Source organism: Rufibacter sp. JT20002 (genome assembly GCF_056491185.1).
Window position 1 is genome coordinate 416707 of record NZ_JBSZJY010000001.1, and the last position, 22404, is coordinate 439110.

Below are 22404 nucleotides of genomic sequence, written 5' to 3' on the forward strand. Positions count from 1 at the left end.
TTTCTTTTGGTAAACTAACTCCTAAACCCATTTTCTTGGCTGTTTTACGTAAAACCAAGTTTCAGCCCTTCTTTTCAGAATCAGGGCCAGAAACACCTAACCAAGGCTACTTTCTGCCTTCGCTCTTGGCTGCCTTGGCAGAATTTCTATATTTAAGCCCCTAAACCGAACTAACAAACAAATGGATTACCGCATAAAATCTTTTGAGGAGTACCAGGAAACTTACCGTAAAAGCGTAGAACATCCCGAGGAATTCTGGGCCGGCATTGCCGAGAACTTCACCTGGCGCAAGAGGTGGGACAAGGTACTGGACTGGAATTTTGAGGAGCCCAACGTGAAATGGTTTGTGAACGGCAAGCTCAACATCACCGAGAACTGCCTGGACCGTCACCTGGAAACCCGCGGAAACAAACTGGCCCTCGTCTGGGAACCCAACGACCCCAAAGAGCGCTACATCAGGTTCACCTACCGCGAACTGCACGAGAAGGTGTGCCAGATGGCCAATATCCTAAAGCGCAACGGCGTGCAGAAAGGCGACCGGGTGTGCATTTACATGCCCATGATTCCGGAATTGGCGTTCTCTGTGCTGGCCTGTGCCCGCATCGGGGCCGTGCACTCGGTAATCTTCGCCGGTTTCTCCCACACTGCCATGGCAGACCGCATCAACGATGCCCAAGCCAAAGTGGTATTGACCTCAGACGGATTGAACCGCGGACCAAAGCAGATTCCAGTGAAACGCGTGGTAGACGAGGCGTTGGAAAGCTGCCCCAGCGTAGAAAAGGTGATTGTGGTAGAACGCGTGAACTGGGCCGTGAACATGGTGGAAGGCCGCGATGTCTGGTACCACGAGGAACTGCAGCACGTGGATAAAAACTGCCCTGCCGAGGAAATGGATTCTGAGGACATGCTCTTCATCCTGTACACCTCCGGCTCAACAGGTACTCCCAAGGGCGTGGTGCACACCTGCGGCGGCTACATGGTCTACACTGATTATACCTTCCGGAACGTATTCCAGTACGAAGAAAGCGACATTTACTGGTGTACCGCCGACATTGGCTGGATTACCGGTCACTCCTATCTGCTGTACGGCCCGCTTCTTTCCGGTGCCACTACCCTGATGTTTGAAGGCGTGCCTACCTTCCCAGATCCGGGACGGTTCTGGCAGGTGATTGACAAGTTTGGCGTGAATATTTTCTATACCGCCCCTACCGCCATCCGCTCATTAATGGGCGCCGGTCTGGACCACGTACTCTCTTACAGCTTAGATTCTCTGAAAGTACTGGGATCTGTGGGCGAGCCCATCAATGAGGAGGCCTGGCATTGGTACCACATCCACGTGGGCAAAGAGCGCTGCCCGGTGGTAGATACCTGGTGGCAAACCGAGACGGCTGGTATCATGCTGTCTTCCATGGCCGGGGTTACGCCCATGAAACCAAGCCATGCCGGCTTTGCGCTGCCGGGCGTTCAGCCATTGTTGGTAGACCAGAACGGAGACGAAATCACCGCAAACGAGCAGGAAGGCTATCTGTGCGTAAAATTCCCATGGCCCGGCATCATCAGAACCACTTACGGGGATCATGAGCGCTGCCGCCAAAGCTATTTCAGTACCTACAAAGGCCTGTACTTCACCGGCGATGGGGCCAAACGCGACGCCGATGGCCTCTGGCGAATCATAGGGCGAGTAGATGACGTGATCAACGTATCGGGGCACCGGTTTGGCACTGCCGAAATTGAGAACGCCATCAACCAGAACCGGCACATCGTGGAAAGCGCCGTGGTGGGGTATCCGCATGACGTGAAAGGCCAGGGAATTTACGCGTTTGTGGTTTGCGGCGAGGACGCACCGGCCAACCAGGAGAACCTGCGCGCCGAGGTGATTGAAACCGTGGTAGACCAGATCGGGAAAATCGCAAAGCCAGACAAGATTCAGATTGTGAGTGGTCTGCCTAAGACCCGATCCGGCAAGATCATGCGCCGCATCCTGAGGAAGGTAGCCGAGGGTGACACTTCTAACCTGGGGGACACCAGCACCCTGTTAGATCCACCGGTGGTAGATGAGATTATCCAAGGAGCCTTGTAGGCCCCTTTTTTTGGCTCAATCAGTTTCTAAAGAATAAAGTAAAAGAACTTCCCGCCCTGCTTCGAATACTAACTCTTATTGGCAAGCTAAACAGTGAAACGAATTACTGTCAACCTTTTAAGCCTAGATAGGGTATTCATAATGGCCTCATTTGCAGAGCAGATTACATTTTACTTAATCCCTTACCATGAACTTAGACATTCACCACGACGAGGAAGCTCAGCAATTCACTGCAATGCTGGAGCAGGAAGATATTGGCGAGTTAGCCTATGCGCTACCCGATGAAGAAACCATAGATTTTCAGCACACCTACATTGAAGAGGAATACCGTGGCAAAGGCTACGCCGACCAACTCATTAAAAAAGGAATAGACTTTGCCACTTCCAAAGGCTTAGAGGTGCGTGCCTCTTGCCCGGCAGTAGCCCGATACTTGGAGCGACATCCTCTTTAATAAGTGACTCTGAAGCAAGACAAGAAGAAGAAGCACTACTCTTTCTTGCACGGCCAAAGCCGGAATAGCAAACTCAATGTTTCCTTTTCCGGCTTTGGCCGTGTTTTGTTTAAAACTGCCTGAAAACGAAAAAGAGCCTGTGCAATGCCCAGACTCTTCTCTACAAACAAACCTAAATTCTTATCAGGCTTTCGGAATCTTTAACTGCCAACCTACTTCAATGAGGTTAGGGTCTTTTATTTTATCCATGTTGGCCTGGTGAATCTTGTGCCACTGAGAAGCATCCCCATAAAAGTTCTTCGCGATTTTAGACAAAGAGTCTCCGCTTTTCACCGTATAGGTATCTTGTGCGGGTGCCTGAGGAGCAGGGGCTGCGGGTTGCGCAACGGGCTGAGCGGCAACCGGTCTTGCAGCAGGTTGTGCCACAGGCTTCTGTACCGGTTTCTCCTCACCTTTTTTAAGAAAATCAAATAATCCCATAGTTGTATTTTTTGAGTAATAGTCAGAATCGTCAGTCTGTATCCAACTGGTTCACAGGCTAATTTTTACGGACACCCTCAAGATAGGTTTGTTTATTTTCATAGAACTGTGAAGAAAAACCAACGTATGAAAAGCGTGTTTGCCCCTCGGCAAATACGTAGTACTCTGAACCAAAATCTAAAACTATGAAAATGAAAATTGCAACTCCGGCTACTCATCTGTTCACCCTTGTCTGCCTTGTTTGGCTAAGTGCCTTCTCTTTTAGCTGTAACAAGAAGACCGAAGCAGGCGGAAACTCCCAGATGATTTCGGGCCAAAACAGCAAAATCTGGAAAGCCAGCCGTGAAACCACTGCCTCTGGTGACAAAGACAAACTCACCTCGGCTGAGAAACAGGAGCAGATCCAGTTCTTTGCTAACGGTAACTTCACCCAGACCTCGGAAAGCCAGTCGGCCAACGGGACCTGGACTTACAGTGCACCCAACAAAACCCTAAGCCTCACTTATGCCAACAACAACGTAAGCGAAAACTTCACGGTGGCTGAGTTGGATGACGATAACATGAAACTACAGGCCCCTGACGGCTCTACCCTTACCCTGAAAGCTGAATAAGTTTAAGATCCTTTTGAAGAAAGCCCGCTCAAAATGCTTGAGGGGGCTCTTTTTTGCCCTTTCTTTACCCTTGCTGTGTTCCCAATGCCCAATCAACTAAGGCAGAGTTGCACGGACACTTTCAATCCTGTATCATTGGTTCCTGAAGCCCTACTTTCTACTGCTCATGAAATTCCGTCTGCACTTGTTTGAATTGGAAGACCAGCCTTGGTTTCCGCATGCGGTACGGCAGGGAATGATGGATGTGCTAAGGTTCATGATCACGGCGTTGGGCATCTATAAACCCATTGTCCCGCTGCTGCACAAAGCCTTGGCCCACACAGGGCAGAACCGGGTGGTAGACCTCTGTTCGGGCGCCGGGGGTGGCATTCAGCAGGTTTGGCAGGAACTGGAGAAACAAACCGGGCAACAAATTAGCATCACCCTCACCGATAAATACCCTAACCTGGAGGCCTACCAGTTTCTGGCCCAACAAAGCCACGGAGCCTTACGCTTTGAGGAAATGCCCGTAGATGCCACCGCTGTCTCTGGTTCGCTCCAAGGGTTCAGAACGGTCTTCTCAGCTTTTCACCATTTCAGGCCAGAAACGGCAAAGGCTATTTTGGCAGATGCGGTGCGGCAGAACCAGGGCATTGGGGTGTTTGAAGGGGCGGGTAAACGCTGGCACGAATTGCTTTTGGTTTGGTTCGTGTTCCCGTGGGCCATTCTCCTGTTTACGCCTTTTATCAGGCCGTTTTCCTGGAGCCGGTTGCTTTTCACGTATTTAATTCCGCTTATTCCGCTGGGCACCGTCTGGGACGGCACGGTTTCTTTGCTGCGCCTGTACACCCCAGAACACCTGCAGAAAATGGTCTCGGAGATCAACGCGCCGCATTATACCTGGCACATTGGACGCGCCAGGCATTGGAGCGGCACCGGTGTCTTGTACTTATTAGGTTATCCTTCGTAAACTACCGGCATGAACTCCTCCTGGTCCGATGCCTGGCGTCTGCTCCGCATCCCTTTTTCTCTGTTTCTGATGCCCATTTTCTGGTTTGCCCTGAGCGCCGAACCAGATGTATCGGTATGGCGGGCAGTGGGCGTGTTCCTGATTCTGCACCTGTTGGTTTACCCTGCCAGCAACGGCTACAACTGCTATTATGACCGCGACGAAGGCAGCATTGGCGGCCTGAAACATCCGCCCAAAGTTACCCAATCGCTCTACTGGTTGGTGCTGCTGTTTGATGGCCTTTCTATCCTTTTCTCCTTGCTAGTTTCCTGGCGCTTTGCGTTGATGGTTTTGCTTTACCTGTTGGTTTCCAAAGCCTACAGTTATGATGGAATTCGGCTGAAGAAGTATCCTATCCTGAGTACGCTGGTGGTCGTGATTTTTCAGGGAGCCTTTACGTTTGGCATGGTGCAGATAGGCGCGGGCGTTTCTGATGACATTCTCCTAAGCACACCCAATCTGCTGCTGGCCCTGGTTAGTTCTTTGTTTTTGTGCGGTTCCTACCCGCTCACGCAAGTGTACCAGCACGAAGAGGACGCCCGGCGCGGAGATGAGACCTTGAGTTTAAAACTGGGGTTGTGGGGCACTTTCCTGTTTGCGGCGGGCAGTTTAGGTATTGCTACTAGTTTGCTTTTCTACACCTATTGGTTGCGCCAGGAGGTCTGGCACAGCTTGTTTTTTCTGATAGGCACCGGCCCGGTTCTGTTTGTTTTCGGTCAATGGCTTTGGAAAGTGAAACGAGATCCTACCCAAGCCAATTTTGAGAACACAATGCGCATGAACAAGGTCTCCTCAATTTGCATGAGCTTCTCATTTGGGATTATCTTGCTTTGGCAACTCTGGAAGGCCTGAAACAACGAACTATGCCCAATGTAGCACGTACATCGATTTTAAGGCCAATTTTCTGAAAACATGTCTAGAATCTATTGGGTAGCGGTACTGGCCTTCATGTTCAGTTGCCAATCTTCTGCATCAGAAGAAACTACTACATCCACTAACTCCAGCACCTCCGCCACTGTAGAAAAGGGAAAATCAGGCAGAACCATCAAAGAACCGGTGCAGCATATTGTCCAGCGTACGCATCAGTTCTCGTCTAACCAGAAACCAGATTATTTCCGGCTGGCGCTGCACGGCAACTCCATTGCCAAAGGCGAGGTAGAATTCACCATCACCACCCAAGACGGGCAGAAAATCTACGAAGAGAACTTTCCCGCCGCCGATCTGGAAGCCAGCATGGTCTACGAGATGAAGAGCACTACCGCCTCTGAATCTGAGCGCGAGGCCTACATCATCAACCGGATGGACAATTTTGTGGAAAGCACCGACTTTGTTTCGCCCGCCATTGCGCCCAATGCCCCGGTGCAGGCTTCGTTTGTGAATGAAACCACCTGGAAACGCATCCAAGCCAATCCGAAAGCCATTGGATTCAAGTACCTGTTGGGCAAAGAAGACGGCCGCCTTCTGGTCTATGACCCCGAGAAGAAAAAAGCGGTACGGTACGGCAGCTTTGGTGGGTAGCGTGTTTTAGGCTCCTTTTCCTGAAAGCCTTGCTAAACGGAAAACTCCATAAACAAGAAGGCCCCGCAGACAAATCTGCGGGGCCTTCTTGTTTTTAAATATGCTTAAGACTAGCTGTTCATGGAAATCAGGAACTCGTCGTTGTCTTTGGTGCCCTTCATGCGGTCTTTCAGGAATTCCATGGCCTCTACTGAGTTCATGTCAGACATAAATTTACGCAGGATCCAAACACGGCTGAGTTCGTCGCGGTCCATAAGCAGGTCCTCGCGGCGGGTACCGGATGCCGGAACGTCGATGGCTGGGTACACCCGCTTGTTGGCGAGTTTGCGGTCCAGCTGAAGCTCCATGTTACCGGTTCCTTTGAATTCTTCAAAGATCACCTCGTCCATTTTAGAACCTGTGTCAATCAGGGCCGTAGCGATGATGGTCAGTGAGCCACCGTTCTCTACGTTACGGGCCGCGCCAAAGAAACGCTTCGGCTTGTGCAACGCGTTGGCATCCACCCCACCTGATAGGATTTTACCGGAAGACGGAACCACGGTGTTGTACGCCCGGGCCAAACGAGTGATAGAATCCAATAGAATAACCACATCGTGACCGCACTCTACCATGCGCTTGGCTTTGTCAAGCACAATGCTGGAGATTTTCACGTGGCGCTCGGCTTGCTCATCAAACGTAGAGGCAATTACCTCGGCTTTCACGCTGCGGGCCATATCGGTTACCTCTTCTGGGCGCTCGTCAATCAACAAGATCATCAAATACACCTCTGGGTGGTTCTCGGTGATAGCGTTGGCTATTTCCTTCAACAGAACGGTTTTACCGGTTTTAGGCTGAGCCACAATCAAACCACGCTGTCCTTTCCCGATAGGGGCGAACAGGTCCATGATGCGGGTAGAATACTGGCTGGAGCGGGTGGTCAGCTTCAGGCGCTCTTCCGGGAAAAGAGGCGTTAAATGCTGGAACGGGATCCGGTCTCTAATCTCTTCAGTCGTACGGCCGTTCACAGAATCCACTTTCAATAAAGCGAAGTATTTCTCGCCTTCTTTCGGGGCACGAACGGTTCCTTTTACGCTATCACCGGTTTTCAGACCAAACAATTTGATCTGCGACGGGGATACATAAATATCATCTGGGCTGGCCAGGTAATGGTAGTGGGCAGAACGCAGGAAACCGTACCCGTCTTGCATCAGCTCCAGAACGCCTTCGTTGGCGATAACCCCGTCAAACTCGCGGTAATTAGGGTTATTGGCATTGTTTTGCTGTGGCCGGTTCTGGTTTTGGTTTGGCTCGCGGCGGTTTTGCCAGTTAGGGTTGTTATTGTTTTCGCGATTATTTTCACGCGGCTCACGGTTGCCATTCTCTCTTGGCTCGCGCTGCTCACGAGGTTCTCTGGTGGTGTTTTCTCTTGGCTCGCGGGCTTGGAATTCTCTTGGCTCGCGTTGCTCTCTGGGTTCACGTTGTTCACGCGGGGCTTGCTCTCTGGCTTCTCTGGGCTCCCGTTGATCGCGTCCCTCCCGTGGCTGAAATTCACGCGGTTGTTGCATCCGGCTCTCTCTTGGCTCAGGGCGGTTCTCACGGGGCTCACGGGTTTCTGGGCGTGTTGCCTCACGGGTTTCACGTCCGTCTTCCTTGAAAGCCTGTGGGGTGCGGGGTCTCTCTTCACGTACGGTAGCCGAGCCGCGCTCTGCTCTGGCCGGGCGCTCGGTGGTGGTCCGGGCAGGACGACGGGCCGGTGCTGGTGCGGGTGCCGGAGCATCTTCAACCGTCGCTAACACCGCAGTCTCTTCTACGGGCGCCGGTACAAAAGCCGGGACTTCTGGGGCCAAAGCTTCAGGGGCGGCTGCCTCTGCCACAGCAACGGGTGCATCAACCTGTTCGTCTGCCTTACGTGACGATTTTTTATATTTTTTGGGGAGGTTTTCTAGGGGGGTAACAGCCTGCTGATCCAGAATTTTATAGATCAGGTCCTGTTTGCTGAGCTTCTTGAAGTTCGTGACGCCGAGGTTCTCAGCAATTTCTTTGAGTTCTGAAAGAAGAGAATCTTTCAACTCGTCAATGTTGTACATAAATTGAATTAATTAGCTATTCGGTTTAAATGCATAGCGGTTGCAGAGCGCAACAGGCAGACGGAATTAAACAGGAAAAAACTTGGTGTGTAAGTAGTAGTAATGAAGAACCCGGATGACGGTCGTTCTGAAAATGTACTGCAATGTTAGACAGCCTTGTTCTATTTTACAAGCAGTACGAGAAAATTAATATATAAAGTTACACAAATTTTTATAAAAAAGTGCCCATTGCCACACCCTATTCAAAATATTCTATTTTTGCGTACAGTTAACCAGACGCACCATGTTACAGATACCCGTTTTACGCGAGCAAACCGATCTTGTTCTTGCTGGCTTGCAGAAAAGAAACTTTCCTAACGCCGCTCAGGAAGTACAATCTTTGCTGGACCTGGACCAGAAGCGCCGCTCCCTGCAAACCGAGCGCGATGAGCTCTTGGGTCGGGCCAATGCCTTGGCCAAAGAGATTGGCGGCCTGATGAAAAGCGGCCAGAAAGAGCAGGCCGAAGCCCTTAAAACCGAAACTGCAGACCTTAAACTTCGCACCAAAGCCCTGGACGAGGAAGTGCAGCAATTAGAGCAGTCTCTGCTGCAGGGGCTCTACAAGATACCTAACATCCCGCATAGCAGCGTTCCGGCCGGCCGTTCTGCCGAGGACAACGAGGTGGTCCTGGAGCATGGCACCATCCCGCAACTGCATGACCAGGCGCAGCCGCATTGGGAGCTGATCAAGCAATATGACATTATTGACTTTGAACTGGGGATCAAGATTACTGGCGCTGGGTTCCCGGTGTACAAAGGCCAAGGCGCCCGTTTGCAGCGTGCCTTAATTAACTTCTTCCTGGACGAGGCCATGAAAGCCGGGTACACCGAGGTGCAGCCCCCTATTGTGGTGAACGAGGCCTCTGGTTACGGAACTGGTCAGCTCCCCGACAAAGAAGGCCAGATGTACCACGCCACCGCCGACAACCTGTACCTGATCCCTACCGCTGAGGTGCCCATTACTAACCTCTACCGCGACGAGATCATTGCCGAAGGCAAACTGCCCATCAAGAACGTAGGCTATACGCCTTGTTTTAGAAGAGAAGCCGGCTCTTGGGGGGCCGATGTACGTGGTTTGAACCGCTTGCATCAGTTTGACAAAGTGGAAATTGTGCAGATACAGGCCCCGGAAAAGTCCTACGAGGCGTTGGAGGAAATGAGCCAGTACATCCAGGGCTTACTCCAGAAGTTGGAGTTACCTTACCGGGTGCTCCGTCTTTGCGGCGGTGACATGGGCTTCACGTCTGCCCTCACCTATGACATGGAAGTATACTCTGCCGCTCAAGGCCGTTGGCTGGAAGTAAGCTCTGTCTCTAACTTTGAAACCTACCAGGCCAACCGGTTGAAACTGCGTCAGCGTACGGAGGGCGGCAAACCGCAGTTACTGCACACTTTGAATGGTAGTGCCTTGGCCTTGCCACGTATTGTAGCTGCTTTGCTGGAAAACAATCAGAGCCCTGAAGGAATTCGCTTACCGAAGGCGTTGCATGGGTACCTTGGGTTTGAGATGATTACAAAGTAGAGGGAAAATATCTAAGTCTTTGAAGGCGTTTCAGGTCTGTTTTAATAGAAATAGGCTTGAAATGCCTTCTTTTTTTAGGCGGAGTTGTTGCTTGAGCCTTTTAGGAGAGGGTCCTTTTGCCAAAGCTTTGGACTCTTCTTTCGAAAGACGGCTGTTCTAATTTCAGGAGCTTTAGTGTTGCACCTTTGCTTTGGTGCGCTCAAGGCCGCGAGGCCTCGTCTTCCGGCCTCGCGCTTCTTTTTTAGCCTTGGCCAGTAGGCCTGCCTGCGGCACCAGGTCTAAAACAAAGGCGCTCAACCGAAAGACTGGAAATGTGGTCTTTTGCCTGTTACGTTGCTTAGCCAAGCAGTTGAAGGTTCCGCTTTTATGGCTTTCATTGGTTCAAGTCTTTGGTCTGCCCTCTACTCTAAACTAGAAATATGACTGGAGAATATTAACAAGTTCCTCCCGAGCAGCCACTTTCTTACTAGCAGGTTTTCTTTAGGGACAAGGAGATGGTTAGACTTGTTGAAGGAGCGGCAAGCTTTTAGGCCCTTCTCAATAAAACAAGCTGTAAACCCTTACCTACATATCTACAACTTGCTTTCTGCCAAGGCCGCATCCAGTTCTTCCGGTGAGGGGTTTTTCATGGGTTTCTGGTCTCCTACCACCACCATAGGAAACCGGACTTTTCCCCGGTTCATGTCTTGGATAGCTTGCATGGCTTCGTCGCTTTGCTCAACATTGATGTAGTCGTAAGCCACGTCATGCGTTTTGAAGTAGTCTTGAATGGCGATGGTCTTTTTGCACCAATCGGCACCGTATAGAATGGGTTTGGCAGCCATAACTCACATAGTTGGTCTGCCATTTTCTACGGCTTTTGAGAAAAACAGGCTAAAAGCGGCTTTGCGGCAAAGGCACCTAAGCACTCTGCTCCACCACAGGTAACTGGAAATCGAACTTGATTTCGCGCATGCACCTGAAGTGGCGCTCTGGGCATTTGGAGTAGCCTATTTTAGAACATGGGCGGCAATAGAGGTTCTTTACTTCCATCACTTCATAATCCTGCGTGTAGGGGTACATCCCGAAGTCAGGTACTGTGTTCCCCCAGATACTGTAAATCTTCTTCTGGAAGGCGGCGGCGATGTGCATGAGGCCAGTATCATGGCTGAATACTGCCCGGGCTTGCCGTATTAGGGAAGCGGAACCGTTCAGGTTGTATTGTCCGCAGGCGTTATAGATGACGGTTTTTGCGGATGGATTGGAAGGAATTTGCCCCTTGTAAGGCTCTGAAGTAAAGTACATCTCCATCATCTTCCCTACCTCGGCATCTTCTTTTCCGCCTAACAAGATGATGGGACCATTGATTTTATCGCAGAGTTCAATGAGGCGGTCAACGGGAAGCCGTTTAGTGTAATGCTGCGCCCCAATGGCAATAGCGTAATACCCTTTTTGGTGAGAAGCAGGGAGAGTTGTCAAGTCTATTTCGTCCTTCTCAGGAATAAAATAATCCAAGCCTTTTCCATCGTTTTTTACCCCTAACGAGGAAGCAGTTTCCAGGTAGCGGTCTACAATGTGCACATCAGGCATGCGGTTAATCTTGAACTTCACCAGGAGCCATTTACGGTAGTTCAGCTTATTAAAGTTTCTGCTGGGTTTGCCTAAACGGGTTTTCAGGATGCGGGTGCGCAGATTGTTATGCAGGTCCAGCACTAAGTCATAGTTCTCGGCCTTGAGTTGCTGCAACAAGTCCTTCAAGGACTTTTCCAAGCAGAATACCTTGTCCACATACGGGTTGCTGACCACAATATTCCGGAAGGCGGCTTTGGTACAGAAATGCACCTCGGCACCCGGCACCTGCTCTTTCACGCACCGGATAACCGGCGTGGTCAATACAATATCGCCAATGGACGAGAACCTGATGATGAGGATTTTTTTCAAGCGAACTCCGGTTTTTGCACTCGCAAAGGTACAGAGCTTAAGTTAGTTTAAGAACCCTTACAAATACCTTGATTATATTTTAAACTCTGTCAATGTAAATAAGTCAGTGTTCCTCTTGGTTACTGGGGCTCCTTTTACCAGTTTTTTTATTTGGTTTCACAACAATCAAGTTTAGCTCCTGAACATAAAGACTTTTTCTCTTCTGCCTGCTGAAGTTTTCATAAATTCTATTTTTATACTTGAGTAGCTCCGGAAAAGCATTCAACATCGAAGGAATATCACCAAAAACTGAAAACTCGGCAAATACTTCTTCAATATTTGAAACTAAACTCTTGTCCTCAACTCCATGCCTTTTAACAAGGTCAATCCTAGAAATCAAACTTATTCTTTCTGAATCTAAAACTATGTACTCTGCCATTCTTACTAAAACTATGCTCCGGATTAAACAAGTTTAAAACCTCCATCAAACTATTTTATCAGATTTTCAATTAGGTCCGTTAGTAACTTTTTCCTTATATAAAATATACGCAAGCCATTTCTGATTATTTAGCATCACCTACTTTCTAGGTATCTAAAGGGTTATCCTACAACCCGTACTTATCCAGCAAGTACACCAGAGCCGCCATAGAAGCACCGCCCAGTTCCAGTTCGCGGCGGTTTACTTTGTCAAAGGTGTCATTGGCGGTGTGGTGGATGTCAAAGTAGCGCTGGGAGTCTGGCCGGAAGCCGATGAGGGCCACCCGGTCATCTTTCAACGGACCAATATCAGCGCCGCCTCCGTTGCGGTCAATGTCGTGGAGGCCGTACGGGGCCAGCAGTTCTCGCCAGGCGAAGGCTTTCTGGTAGGCCGCCTCGGTAGTGGTGGCAATCCCGAACCCGCGGGGCGTGAACCCACCGGCATCTGACTCGATGGCGGCAATGTGCTTTTCACCTTGCTTCTTGGCCACCTCAGCGTACTTGGTGCCGCCGCGCAGGCCATTCTCCTCGTTCATGTACATCACCGCACGGATGGTGCGCTTGGGCTTGTAGCCCATCGCTTTCATCAGGCGCAACACTTCCATGGACTGCACGCAGCCGGTGCCGTCATCGTGGGCGCCTTCGCCAATGTCCCAACTGTCCAGGTGACCGCCAACTACAATGATTTCGTCTGGTTTCTCAGAGCCCTTTATTTCGCCAATCACGTTGTAGCTGAGCACATCGGGGAGCCACTGCGGGTTCAGGCGGAGGTGGAATTGCAGCTTTTGGTCTTCTTTCAGCAATTTGCTCAATAAATCGGCGCCCTTAGTGCTGATGGCTACGGCCGGAATCTTGGGAGCATCCTCGGCGTAACGCAGGCCACCGGTGTGCGGAAAGTCATCGTTGTTGGAAGCCATGGACCGCACCACCACTCCTACGGCACCTAAACGCCCGGCTTCTGATGGTCCGCTGGAGCGTTGGTCAACGGCACCGCGGTAGGCGTGTCCGGTAATGATGTGGGTCTGGTCGAAGCCCCGGTTGAAGAAGACAATCTTGCCCTGTACTTTCTTTTTGCCTAGTTTCTTCAGTTCGTCCAGGCCGTTTACTTCAAGTACCTCGGCGGTGAGCCCGTTAGCCGGGGTAGCCACAGAACCGCCTAGAGCCAACACGTTTACCTCGCGGGTAGGTGTGATTTTAGAATTCACAATGGCCGCGTACTCTTTCTCGCCACGTACCCAATGCGGCACCATCACTTCTTGGAGGTAAACGCGGTCCAGGCCCATTTTGCTCATTTCCTGACGCGCCCATTCCACCGCCGCTGCTGCCTGCGGAGACCCGCTTAAACGTGCCCCGATGTGGCTGGTGAGGTAGCGTAGTTGCTCATAGCTCTGGCCTTGCGTAAGGGCCAGGTCATAAATCTTGCGGATGTGCAGGGAATCTTGGTTCTGGGCACTAGCCATCAAAGGTAGACTGAGGGCAGCCGCCAAAGTTAACTTTTTAAGGGAGCGAAGCATGTTGTTTGTTTGGTGTGTATTCTCTAAGCTGCGATGTTACGGCGCAGGAGTTAAAATCTGAAATATGGACCTTAGATTTTAGAGGTGATGTTGGCTATTGCCTATTTCGTTCCGAGTATCTTTTTCAAATCTGCCTCAGAAACGGTCAGCAATCCTACCGGCGGCAGGCGCTCGGTCAGGATTCGCCAGTTGTTATCGGCTTTGAAGACGGGTTCCAGAATCTGGAGGGCTTCGTCTACTTTGCCGGTGTTCGCCAGCGTAATGCCGTGCCAATACTGCATTTCCAGATTGTTGGGCTGCAGTCTTTCAGCGGCGCTGTATTCTTTCATGGCCAGTGCCATGTCGTTTTTCTCTACGGCCAGGTCGCCGTTGTTCATGTGCTCGTAAGCGCGTTGCACCGTCAATAACCGGCGGAGTTCCTGCAACGGTACCTCATGGTCATCTACCCGAAGGTCTACCAACCGCTCGTTCCAAGGTTCTTTCTTGCTTTTGCCCGGTACCACTAGCAGGGCCGCCGATTGTTTCCCCCGGATGTCTCCACCCTGGGCTTCGGCGGCATCCAGCACGGCCAGCATCCGCTCGGCCAAAGGCAGGTGGGAGTTTTGCTCAAACGCCTTCGCCATGGCAGGCCACACCCGCTCATTCAACATCATGTTGGCCTGCACTGAGAAGTCTTTGCCCGTGATGTGCCCGGCGTAGGTGATGCATTTTTTACCCGTATGCGTGGCTACGCCGCCTTTGGCATCCAGAATGGCCACCTGCCGCACCTCGCGTCCGGGGTCGTTAGAAAGCAAAATCTTCAGAGTCTCCTCAGCGGTTTTCCCTTGCTTCATCAAAGCTAATCCGCGCAAGCCGAAGGATTTATTTGTGAATGACTGGGTGGCCACCACGCCTACGCCCGCCTCGCCCCAACTCACCGAGGTACCCACCGAGAACCAGTGACTTTGCACGGCCACGGCCATCTCGCCGGTTTTAGGGTCCCGGGCTACAATGGAATAGGTATGAGCCAATGGTTCCTGTGGTTTGTAGACCTGCGCGGTGGCCGGACGGCTGATGGCCAGGGCTCCAAGTCCGAGAAGTATAAGAAGCTTTTTCATGAAGGAATCTCTAGTTGAATTGACCTGTAAGTTACAGAAAATTGCCGTTAGGCTTACTTATTTCAACTGCTTCAGACAATTGCTTCTTCAAACTAGAAACATAAGGACATTGAATCAAAAGGGTACTCATTGGAGCAATTACTGGCTCTTGTTTGCAGCTTTGTCCTTTCTCAGGACCAACTCTTTTAGGCCCGTTTTGCAGAAAACGGGCTTAAACAGGCTCTACTTTCCTCGGCTTCGTAACCTGCTGTTTGTTGCTTACATTTAGGAACACAAACTAACCTACCCCACTTTACTAACCCAGTATGATTAAACATTTACCCAAGCTCTTCTGTCTGTCTTTGCTGGCCTTGGGGCAAGCGCAGGCGCAAACGCTGCCTATGGCGCAGTTCAACCAAATGAAAGCCCGCAGCATCGGTCCCGGCGTAATGAGTGGTCGGGTGACGGCCATTGACGCCGTGGTGAGCAACCCAGACATTATGTATGTGGGCGCGGCCTCGGGCGGGGTCTGGAAAAGCGAGAACGGCGGCACTACCTTCACCCCTGTCTTTGACGAGCAGCCCAACATCAACATCGGCGCCATTGCCGTGCAGCAGAGCAACCCTAGCGTGGTGTGGGTAGGCACGGGCGAGGGAAATCCGCGCAACTCGGTGAACATGGGCAACGGCATCTACAAAAGCATTGACGGTGGTCGCACCTGGAAACACATGGGGCTGGACAAAACCTTTAACATCCACCGCATTGCCATTGACCCCACCAACCCAGACGTAGTGTACGCGGGCGTGATAGGCTTGCCGTTTGGCGAGCACCCTGAGCGCGGCTTGTATAAAACCACCAACGGCGGGCAGAGTTGGGAGCGCGTCTTGTTCACCAATGAGAAATCGGGCGTTGCCGAGATGTTCATGGACGTGAGCAACCCGAACAAGCTGGTGGTAGCCATGTGGGAACACCGCCGCACCGGCTGGGATTTCACCTCGGGCGGACCGGGTTCCGGACTATATATTACGTACGATGGTGGCAAGACCTGGCGCAAGAAAGGTGCCGCCGACGGTCTGCCGACTGGAGATTTCGGGCGATTGGGTTTGGCGCAGAGCCGCAGTATGCCCAATCGCATCTATGCCTTGGTAGAAGCGACTAAAAACGGCTTGTACCGCTCAGACGATGGCGGAGAGAAATGGACCAAGGTCACCGAAGACCCGTCCATTGTGACCAACCGCGCCTTCTACTTCAACGAAATCTATGTAGACCCCAAGAACGAGAACCGTATTTACATGCTGTACCAACCGGTATCAGTGAGCGAAGATGGTGGCAAAACCTTCAACGTGACCGCTTCCATGGATGCCGTGCACGCCGACCACCAGGCCTTCTGGATTCACCCCGAAAACCCAAACTTAATTCTGGACGGAAACGACGGTGGTTTGGCCATCAGTCGGGATAGAGGCAAGACCTGGAGCTTTCCGGAGGCGCTTCCTTTTGGGCAGTTTTACCACATCAACGTAGACAACGAGGTGCCTTATAATGTGTACGGCGGCTTGCAGGACAATGGCTCCTGGACTGGTCCGGCGTATACCTTCACCCGCGGCGGCCTCCGTAATTACTACTGGCAAACCGTACAAGGAGGTGATGGCTTTGACGTGGTGCCAGACCCCGAAGATGCCCGTTTTGGCTACGCCATGTCACAGGGCGGCAACCTGGCCCGCTACGACAAAGAAACCGGAAGCTCCTACATCGCGAAACCCACCCCGCCGGACCTTAAAACCAAACTGCGCTTCAACTGGAACGCAGCCATTGCGCTAGACCCGTTCAACAAAGGCGGTATTTTCTACGCAAGCCAATTCCTGCACCAGTCCGCCGATAAAGGCCTGACTTGGAAAACCATTTCGCCTGACTTGACCCGCAACAACCCGGCCCAGCAGAAACAAATGGAAAGCGGCGGTCTGAGCTTAGACATCACCTCCGCCGAGAACCACAACACCATCCTCAGCATTGCACCCAGCACCTTGCAACAAGGCGTGATTTGGGTAGGCACCGATGATGGACACGTGCAACTCACCCGCGATGGCGGCAAAACCTGGACCAACCTACGTGACCGGTTGCCCGGCTTACCGGCCGAAGCTTGGATTCCGCAGATTACCGCTTCCCGCCACAGCGCCGGTGAGGCGTTTGTAGTGGCCAACCATTACCGCTTCGGGAAGGATTTCAGCGCTTACGTGTACCGCACTACTGATTTCGGGAAGACCTGGACCAGACTGGTAGACAGTAAGAAAGTACGCGGGTACTCCCACTCCTTTTTGCAAGACCCTGTTCAGCCTAACCTCATGTTTACCGGTACCGAGCACGGCCTGTGGGTGAGCATCAACGATGGAAAAGACTGGACCCAGTGGACGCAAGGCCTGCCTTCAGTTCCGGTGCTGGATCTAGCTATTCAGGAACGGGAGGCAGACTTAGTCATTGGCACCTTCGGCCGCGCCGTGTACGTACTGGACAACATCCGCCCATTGCGCCAACTGGCTGCTGACGGGGGCAAAGCCTTGCAGAAACCACTGGCCGTGTTTGAACCGTCTGAAGCGTATTTGGCCTCCTATGCCTCTGCTCCCGGCTACGGCTCTGAAGCCGATAACTTGTACCAGGCCGCCAACAAACCTACCGGCGCTACCATCACCTATTACCTGAAGCCCAGAGCCAATACTCCAGTTCCGACCTCTGGCAGAAAGCCCGCTCCTAAAAAGAAAAAGCCTGCCACCGAGTTGAACAAGGAAACTGGCGACCGTATGGCCACTTCTTTACCAGCCCGCGACACGGCTGCGGTTCCGGCAGTAGCCCGCGTGAAGGCAGATTCTTTACAACTGCGGGTGTTTGACTCCCAAAACAAGCTCATTAGAACATTGCGCCAATTACCTGATTCTACCCTCGGTTTCCAACGCATGACCTGGAACCTGACGGAGCGCGGTGTTCGCCAACCTATGGGCGGGGCCAACCAAGGTCAACGTACTGGTGGCGAACCAGCCGGTGGCCCAGTGTTACCGGGCACCTACAAAGTGGTGGTGCAGTACCGCGGCAGCAAAGATTCTACGTTTGTAACCGTGAAGCCAGACCCGCGTTTCCCTTTCCAGAAAGAGAACGTGATTGCCCGCCGGGCGCTTCAAGAGCGTTTAAACCAAAACACGCAACAACTGATGCAAGTATTGGACCGTCTGCAGGAAGCGTCTGATGCCACCGAGGCCATCAATGCCCAACTGAAACTGGCCAGCGGCAAAGAGAAAGCCGAGTTGCAGCGCAGCACCAAAGCCATGCAGGACTCCATCAAAACCTACCGCGAAATGATTCAGGGACAGGGTCTCTCCCGCCAAGGCTACGGCCGTCCGAGCCAGCTTACCGCACTTTCTAAATTACAGGAAGCCCGTTCCTACGTGTCAGGCCGTTCTGAACCGGTAACCCAAACCGAGACCCAATTGGTAGAACAAGCAGAAACCCTCACGAGTGAAGCCGTAGGCAAAATCAACTCCTTTTTCTCTACTTCCTGGGCCGGTTTCCGCCAGAAAGTGCAGTCCGCTGCACTGAGCGTGTTCAAGGAAGACAAGAACAAGACGGTGCTTTAAGCCTATTTTTAGTAAATCAGCCCTAAAAAGCCCCGATGCACATAGGTGTTTCGGGGCTTTTTAATTGCGACAGAACATAGTAAAAAGTAAATCTTTCTTTTTTAAGCTTACAATTTTTCCTTTAATTAAGATGTCACTTGCCGTCATGCTCATATGCCATGGTATTAAATCATTTTATTCTCCGCGTAGTTTTTATATCTCATTTCATCCAAAATCATTTTATAGCTATTTAAGAAAACCACCCCCTTCATGAAAAAGTTATTAACCCTTTTCCTATTGCTTTCTCTTAACCAATACCTGAAAGCTCAGATAATTAATGTTACAGCCGCCGTCAAGTATTTTGAGCTAGTAGATAGCCTCAAAGCAGGTAAACCGTTAAACCCGGACACGTGGCAAGCTTTCCTGCAGCTAGAGGGAAATAAACTCTATATCCAGAATCAAGCATTCAGTGCTAAATACTTGGAGAATTACAGAAAGAATATGGAGATCGTGTACATGCCTCAACATGACAGCACTCTTCAGAAAAGGCTTACTGATTGGCAGAAGAATTTTGACACGTATGTCATTCACCAATACAAAGCAAAGGAGCCTGAACTTAGAGCGTATTTGTCCAAATTAGATACTGGCAAAGAGGCGTACATTGACAAGATGTATGAAAGCAGCTACTCCATGCTCCCGAAGCGGCTACAAAAGAAAAGCCCAGATACAAAAATGTTCTTCATTGGCATTCACAATGATGCCCTTGTCCAGGATGGAAACATTGTTTTTACGCTTTGGACATCTTATAATTATGATAAAGCCCAATATGGCGCTTTGGGCGGTCACGAATTACATCATGTGCTAAGGTCTCCTAAACATTACAATGTGAAAGATAAGGACAAAGGCCTGCTTCTTTTATTGAACCTGCTTTTGAATGAAGGTAGCCCGGACTTAATAGATAAGAAGATTTCGCTAGCCCCTGATTTTCCTCAAGAGATGCAGTATGGGGAATACTTTCTCACTACAGGGCAAAAGTCACTGCCTATGATTGATGCAGCCCTTACTGAAATGGCCTTGGGCAAGAAAGAGTATGCAACTAAGGATGTAAAGAAATTAGTAGGGTCAAGTGGCCATATTCCAGGGTTCTACATGGCAGAAATCATTGAAAGAAACGGGCTCAGAAGCAAACTGGTGAAGCATGTAGATGATCCTTTCCAGTTCATTTACCTTTACAACATGGCTGCTAAAAAGGATAAAGCCAAACCCCATATCTTCTCTGAGCAAGTAATGGCTTACCTTAAGAAGGTTGAATCTGAGGCTAAAGGCGGGAAATAGTATTGTCCATTTGGATACGAATAACCAGCAAATAGCGGTAAAACAAAAACACCCCATCTGCCTCTGGCATATGGGGTGTTTTCATATCCAATAAAGCAGTGTTTAACTAGCCACCACCTTGCGCTCAATCTCACGCAAGTTCTCCATTTTCTTGTTGCGCAGGAAGCCGTTGATGTCTTCAAAGTGCTCTCTGATCCGCTTGTTGCCAAACTCAAATACTTTTTCGGCTAAGCCATCCAGGAAATCACGGTCGTGGGAAACCAGAATCAGGGTTCCGTCGAAGGCTTTGAGCGCATCTTTCAGGATGTCCTTGGTTTTAATGTCCAAGTGGTTCGTAGGCTCATCCAGGATCAACAGGTTCACCGGCTGCAACAACAACTTGATCATAGCCAGACGGGTTTTCTCCCCGCCAGAAAGCATTTTCACTTTCTTCTCCACGGCATCACCACTGAACATGAAGGCGCCCAGAATGTCTTTAATTTTGGTCCGCACCTCGCCTACGGCAATCTGGTCAATGGTCTGGAAGATGGTCAGGTCTTCGTCCAGCAAAGAAGCTTGGTTTTGCGCAAAATAACCCACCATACAGTTGTGGCCCAGTTGCAGTTTGCCTTCGTAGTCAATCTCGCCCATGATGGCTTTGATGAGGGTAGACTTACCTTCACCGTTCTTGCCCACAAAGGCTACTTTTTCGCCGCGCTCAATGGTCAAAGACGCATCTTTGAACACGGTGTGGTCGCCGTACTTTTTGGTAAGCTCTTCCACAATCACCGGGTAGTTACCGGAACGTGGGGCCGGCGGGAACTTGAGGCTCAGGGCCGAGGTGTCTACTTCGTCTACCTCAATCAGTTCCATCTTCTCCAGCATCTTCACGCGCGACTGCACCTGTAGCGTTTTGGAGTAGGTTCCTTTAAAACGCTCAATAAACGCGGTGATGTCGGCAATCTCTTTCTGCTGGTCATCGTACTGGCGCTGCTGCTGCTCGCGGCGCTCTTTACGCAACTGTAGGTACTGCGTGTACGGCACTTTGTAGTCGTAAATACGGCCCATGGTTACCTCAATGGTGCGGTTGGTGATGTTGTCCACGAAGGTTTTGTCGTGGGAAATCACGATCACGGCCTTGGCGTTGTTGATGAGGAAATCTTCCAGCCACTGCACCGATTCGATGTCCAAGTGGTTGGTAGGCTCATCCAGCAAAATGAGGTCTGGTTTCTGCAACAGGATTTTGGCCAGCTCAATACGCATGCGCCATCCGCCGGAGAACTCGCTGGTGTTGCGGGTGAAATCAGAGCGCAGGAAGCCAAGCCCTAGCAAGGTTTTCTCTACCTCGGCATCGAAGTTGATTTCCTCAATAGAATAGTACTTCTCGCTCAGTTCAGAAACATCCTCAATGAGCTTCATGTACTCATCTGATTCGTAGTCGGTGCGGGTTTCCAGTTGGGTATTCAGCTCCTCCATCTTGGTTTTCATTTCCAGGATGTTCCCAAAGGCTTTTGACGCCTCCTCAAACACGGTGCTCTCATCTTTGGTGAGCAAGTGCTGTGGCAAATAAGCGATCACCGCGTCTTTGGGCGCTGAGATCTTGCCTTTGGTGGGTTTGTTTGCTCCCGCAATAATCTTGAGGAGGGTAGATTTACCGGCTCCGTTCTTTCCCATGAGGGCGATACGGTCGGTTTCATTGATGTTAAAAGTGACGTTGCTAAACAGAGCCGCGCCGTTGAACTCAACGGCCACCGAATCAACTGAAATCATGGTGCGTTTTACAATTAGAACACAAAGATACTAGTATTTCCCCGATTGCCCTGTATTTCAACAACTCTGGAAGCTTGGGGTCCTTGAAGGCAAGTTCCTCGGAAAACTGCACAACACCGGCAAGGCTAGATTGGCTCCCTTTCGGGCTTGTTTTTCAGAAATCAGATGAAAAGCCATTTAAAATATTATTTTTAGGTATAAGCGAAACGCCTGCAACTTATTGGGTCTTTGCCGGGTCATGTATTAAAGCTTAATGCTCTGCGTATGAAAAGCATCTTCTACCCCCTCTTCTTCTTGCTCCTGGCCTTCGGTTGTACCCCAAACGACGAGTTCTCCCCGGAGCAAGACCCGGATGCGCATAGGTCCAGTACGCTGGTTCCTTCACAAACCATTGGTGAATGGAAGCTGGTGAAAATGAAGTGGCGTTCCCAAATAGCCGGCCAACCCGATGCCACCTATCCTCTGCCTTATGAGGAAGTTCTTCACCTGAATCCAGACAGTTCTGTCACCAGGTACCGGAATGGTGTGAAAGCAACGGGTTCCTTTTCTATCAAAACTTATCCGAATTCTACAGATTGGCACGTTGTGGTTAAATTAGATGATCCCAAAGTGGCGTTCCACACCATAGGGAATTACACCCTAGGCTTAGCACAAGGAATGGCACTGTGGAACGGAGAGGGGGAGTACCTCATGATTGATGCTTCGGCTTCGGATGGCCCAACCGTCTATTACCAGAAATTGCCGAGTGATGAAAAGCAGTAGTCTCCCCAGCCTTGCATCACTAAAAGAAAACTTCTCAAGATTATTACATAAGGCATGTCAGAACTGACATGCCTCTTTTTTAGGCTCATTTCCAAAAACATGGGCAAAACAGCGGCAACCGTCCAGAGGAAACTACCAGAATTAGATAGTAGAAAAGGCAAAAAGTTGTACCTTTTCAAAAAGAACCTTCCTTTGGGGTAAAAACCAGCCAATACAATCGTGATGGAATGGTTTTTGC

The 22404-nt window shown here is 50.7% G+C and carries 18 protein-coding genes; 10 read left to right on the forward strand and 8 right to left on the reverse strand.

Going from position 1 to position 22404, the window contains the following annotated elements; translation table 11 throughout:
• The first annotated feature begins 181 nt into the window (after positions 1–181).
• Both acs and ACW9SV_RS01750 read left to right on the forward strand, forming a co-directional pair.
• Positions 182–2080, forward strand: coding sequence for an acetate--CoA ligase (gene acs, locus ACW9SV_RS01745; protein WP_479555014.1), 1899 nt, complete (start codon positions 182–184; stop codon positions 2078–2080).
• A gap of 187 nt (positions 2081–2267) precedes the next feature.
• Positions 2268–2531, forward strand: coding sequence for a GNAT family N-acetyltransferase (locus ACW9SV_RS01750; RefSeq protein ID WP_479555015.1), 264 nt, complete (start codon positions 2268–2270; stop codon positions 2529–2531).
• A 183-nt stretch (positions 2532–2714) separates the two neighbouring features.
• Here the strand turns inward: ACW9SV_RS01750 and ACW9SV_RS01755 are convergent, their stop codons facing one another.
• Positions 2715–3011, reverse strand: coding sequence for a LysM peptidoglycan-binding domain-containing protein (locus ACW9SV_RS01755; RefSeq protein ID WP_479555016.1), 297 nt, complete (start codon positions 3009–3011; stop codon positions 2715–2717).
• 185 nt (positions 3012–3196) lie between these two features.
• On the opposite strand from ACW9SV_RS01755, the gene ACW9SV_RS01760 reads away from it, so the two are divergent.
• The 4 genes from ACW9SV_RS01760 (at position 3197) to ACW9SV_RS01775 (ending at position 6128) form a co-directional block, all read left to right on the forward strand.
• Positions 3197–3622: a lipocalin family protein gene (locus ACW9SV_RS01760; RefSeq protein WP_479555017.1), complete on the forward strand. Its 426-nt coding sequence runs from the start codon at positions 3197–3199 to the stop codon at positions 3620–3622.
• Between the two features lie 166 nt (positions 3623–3788).
• The gene (locus ACW9SV_RS01765) at positions 3789–4571 is read left to right on the forward strand and encodes a class I SAM-dependent methyltransferase (RefSeq protein ID WP_479555018.1); all 783 of its coding nucleotides are present in this window, start codon (positions 3789–3791) and stop codon (positions 4569–4571) included.
• A gap of 9 nt (positions 4572–4580) precedes the next feature.
• Positions 4581–5462, forward strand: coding sequence for a UbiA family prenyltransferase (locus ACW9SV_RS01770; protein WP_479555019.1), 882 nt, complete (start codon positions 4581–4583; stop codon positions 5460–5462).
• Positions 5463–5522: 60 nt separating this feature from the next.
• The gene (locus tag ACW9SV_RS01775) at positions 5523–6128 is read left to right on the forward strand and encodes a hypothetical protein (RefSeq protein WP_479555020.1); all 606 of its coding nucleotides are present in this window, start codon (positions 5523–5525) and stop codon (positions 6126–6128) included.
• Positions 6129–6238: 110 nt separating this feature from the next.
• On the opposite strand, the gene rho is transcribed toward ACW9SV_RS01775, so the two are convergent.
• Complete coding sequence (gene rho / locus ACW9SV_RS01780) at positions 6239–8194, reverse strand: transcription termination factor Rho (protein ID WP_479555021.1); 1956 nt, start codon at positions 8192–8194, stop codon at positions 6239–6241.
• Positions 8195–8477: 283 nt separating this feature from the next.
• On the opposite strand from rho, the gene serS reads away from it, so the two are divergent.
• Positions 8478–9755 (forward strand): serine--tRNA ligase, encoded by a 1278-nt coding sequence (serS, locus tag ACW9SV_RS01785; protein WP_479555022.1) that lies wholly within the window; start codon positions 8478–8480, stop codon positions 9753–9755.
• A 572-nt stretch (positions 9756–10327) separates the two neighbouring features.
• Here the strand turns inward: serS and ACW9SV_RS01790 are convergent.
• The 5 genes from ACW9SV_RS01790 to ACW9SV_RS01810 all read right to left on the reverse strand — a co-directional run bounded on the left by ACW9SV_RS01790 (position 10328) and on the right by ACW9SV_RS01810 (position 14742).
• A complete protein-coding gene (locus ACW9SV_RS01790) occupies positions 10328–10579 on the reverse strand; it encodes a glutaredoxin family protein (protein WP_479555023.1) in 252 nt (83 codons plus the stop codon).
• Between the two features lie 76 nt (positions 10580–10655).
• A complete protein-coding gene (locus ACW9SV_RS01795; protein WP_479555024.1) occupies positions 10656–11675 on the reverse strand; it encodes a glycosyltransferase family 9 protein in 1020 nt (339 codons plus the stop codon).
• A 103-nt stretch (positions 11676–11778) separates the two neighbouring features.
• A complete protein-coding gene (locus tag ACW9SV_RS01800; RefSeq protein WP_479555025.1) occupies positions 11779–12093 on the reverse strand; it encodes a hypothetical protein in 315 nt (104 codons plus the stop codon).
• A gap of 166 nt (positions 12094–12259) precedes the next feature.
• Complete coding sequence (locus ACW9SV_RS01805) at positions 12260–13645, reverse strand: M28 family peptidase (protein WP_479555026.1); 1386 nt, start codon at positions 13643–13645, stop codon at positions 12260–12262.
• Positions 13646–13746: 101 nt separating this feature from the next.
• A complete protein-coding gene (locus tag ACW9SV_RS01810) occupies positions 13747–14742 on the reverse strand; it encodes a DUF1028 domain-containing protein (protein WP_479555027.1) in 996 nt (331 codons plus the stop codon).
• 305 nt (positions 14743–15047) lie between these two features.
• On the opposite strand from ACW9SV_RS01810, the gene ACW9SV_RS01815 reads away from it, so the two are divergent.
• A complete protein-coding gene (locus ACW9SV_RS01815; protein WP_479555028.1) occupies positions 15048–18341 on the forward strand; it encodes a VPS10 domain-containing protein in 3294 nt (1097 codons plus the stop codon).
• A 249-nt stretch (positions 18342–18590) separates the two neighbouring features.
• Entirely contained in the window at positions 18591–19655 is a 1065-nt protein-coding gene (locus tag ACW9SV_RS01820; protein WP_479555029.1) for a DUF5700 domain-containing putative Zn-dependent protease, read from the forward strand.
• Between the two features lie 102 nt (positions 19656–19757).
• Here the strand turns inward: ACW9SV_RS01820 and ACW9SV_RS01825 are convergent, their stop codons facing one another.
• Positions 19758–21404 carry an ABC-F family ATP-binding cassette domain-containing protein gene (locus ACW9SV_RS01825; RefSeq protein ID WP_479555030.1) on the reverse strand — a complete coding sequence of 549 codons (1647 nt, stop codon included), beginning with the start codon at positions 21402–21404 and terminating at the stop codon, positions 19758–19760.
• 264 nt (positions 21405–21668) lie between these two features.
• On the opposite strand from ACW9SV_RS01825, the gene ACW9SV_RS01830 reads away from it, so the two are divergent.
• Positions 21669–22166, forward strand: coding sequence for a hypothetical protein (locus tag ACW9SV_RS01830; RefSeq protein ID WP_479555031.1), 498 nt, complete (start codon positions 21669–21671; stop codon positions 22164–22166).
• Positions 22167–22404 lie beyond the last annotated feature (238 nt).

Coding starts and splice junctions, on each gene's coding strand:
- acs (WP_479555014.1), top strand. CDS start 182: ATGGATTACCGCATAAAATCTTTTGAGGAGTACCAGGAAACTTACCGT.
- rho (WP_479555021.1), bottom strand. CDS start 8,194: ATGTACAACATTGACGAGTTGAAAGATTCTCTTCTTTCAGAACTCAAA.
- ACW9SV_RS01815 (WP_479555028.1), top strand. CDS start 15,048: ATGATTAAACATTTACCCAAGCTCTTCTGTCTGTCTTTGCTGGCCTTG.
- ACW9SV_RS01800 (WP_479555025.1), bottom strand. CDS start 12,093: ATGGCAGAGTACATAGTTTTAGATTCAGAAAGAATAAGTTTGATTTCT.
- ACW9SV_RS01825 (WP_479555030.1), bottom strand. CDS start 21,404: ATGATTTCAGTTGATTCGGTGGCCGTTGAGTTCAACGGCGCGGCTCTG.
- ACW9SV_RS01765 (WP_479555018.1), top strand. CDS start 3,789: ATGAAATTCCGTCTGCACTTGTTTGAATTGGAAGACCAGCCTTGGTTT.
- ACW9SV_RS01810 (WP_479555027.1), bottom strand. CDS start 14,742: ATGAAAAAGCTTCTTATACTTCTCGGACTTGGAGCCCTGGCCATCAGC.
- ACW9SV_RS01760 (WP_479555017.1), top strand. CDS start 3,197: ATGAAAATGAAAATTGCAACTCCGGCTACTCATCTGTTCACCCTTGTC.
- ACW9SV_RS01750 (WP_479555015.1), top strand. CDS start 2,268: ATGAACTTAGACATTCACCACGACGAGGAAGCTCAGCAATTCACTGCA.
- ACW9SV_RS01830 (WP_479555031.1), top strand. CDS start 21,669: ATGAAAAGCATCTTCTACCCCCTCTTCTTCTTGCTCCTGGCCTTCGGT.
- serS (WP_479555022.1), top strand. CDS start 8,478: ATGTTACAGATACCCGTTTTACGCGAGCAAACCGATCTTGTTCTTGCT.
- ACW9SV_RS01755 (WP_479555016.1), bottom strand. CDS start 3,011: ATGGGATTATTTGATTTTCTTAAAAAAGGTGAGGAGAAACCGGTACAG.
- ACW9SV_RS01820 (WP_479555029.1), top strand. CDS start 18,591: ATGAAAAAGTTATTAACCCTTTTCCTATTGCTTTCTCTTAACCAATAC.
- ACW9SV_RS01770 (WP_479555019.1), top strand. CDS start 4,581: ATGAACTCCTCCTGGTCCGATGCCTGGCGTCTGCTCCGCATCCCTTTT.
- ACW9SV_RS01775 (WP_479555020.1), top strand. CDS start 5,523: ATGTCTAGAATCTATTGGGTAGCGGTACTGGCCTTCATGTTCAGTTGC.
- ACW9SV_RS01790 (WP_479555023.1), bottom strand. CDS start 10,579: ATGGCTGCCAAACCCATTCTATACGGTGCCGATTGGTGCAAAAAGACC.
- ACW9SV_RS01805 (WP_479555026.1), bottom strand. CDS start 13,645: ATGCTTCGCTCCCTTAAAAAGTTAACTTTGGCGGCTGCCCTCAGTCTA.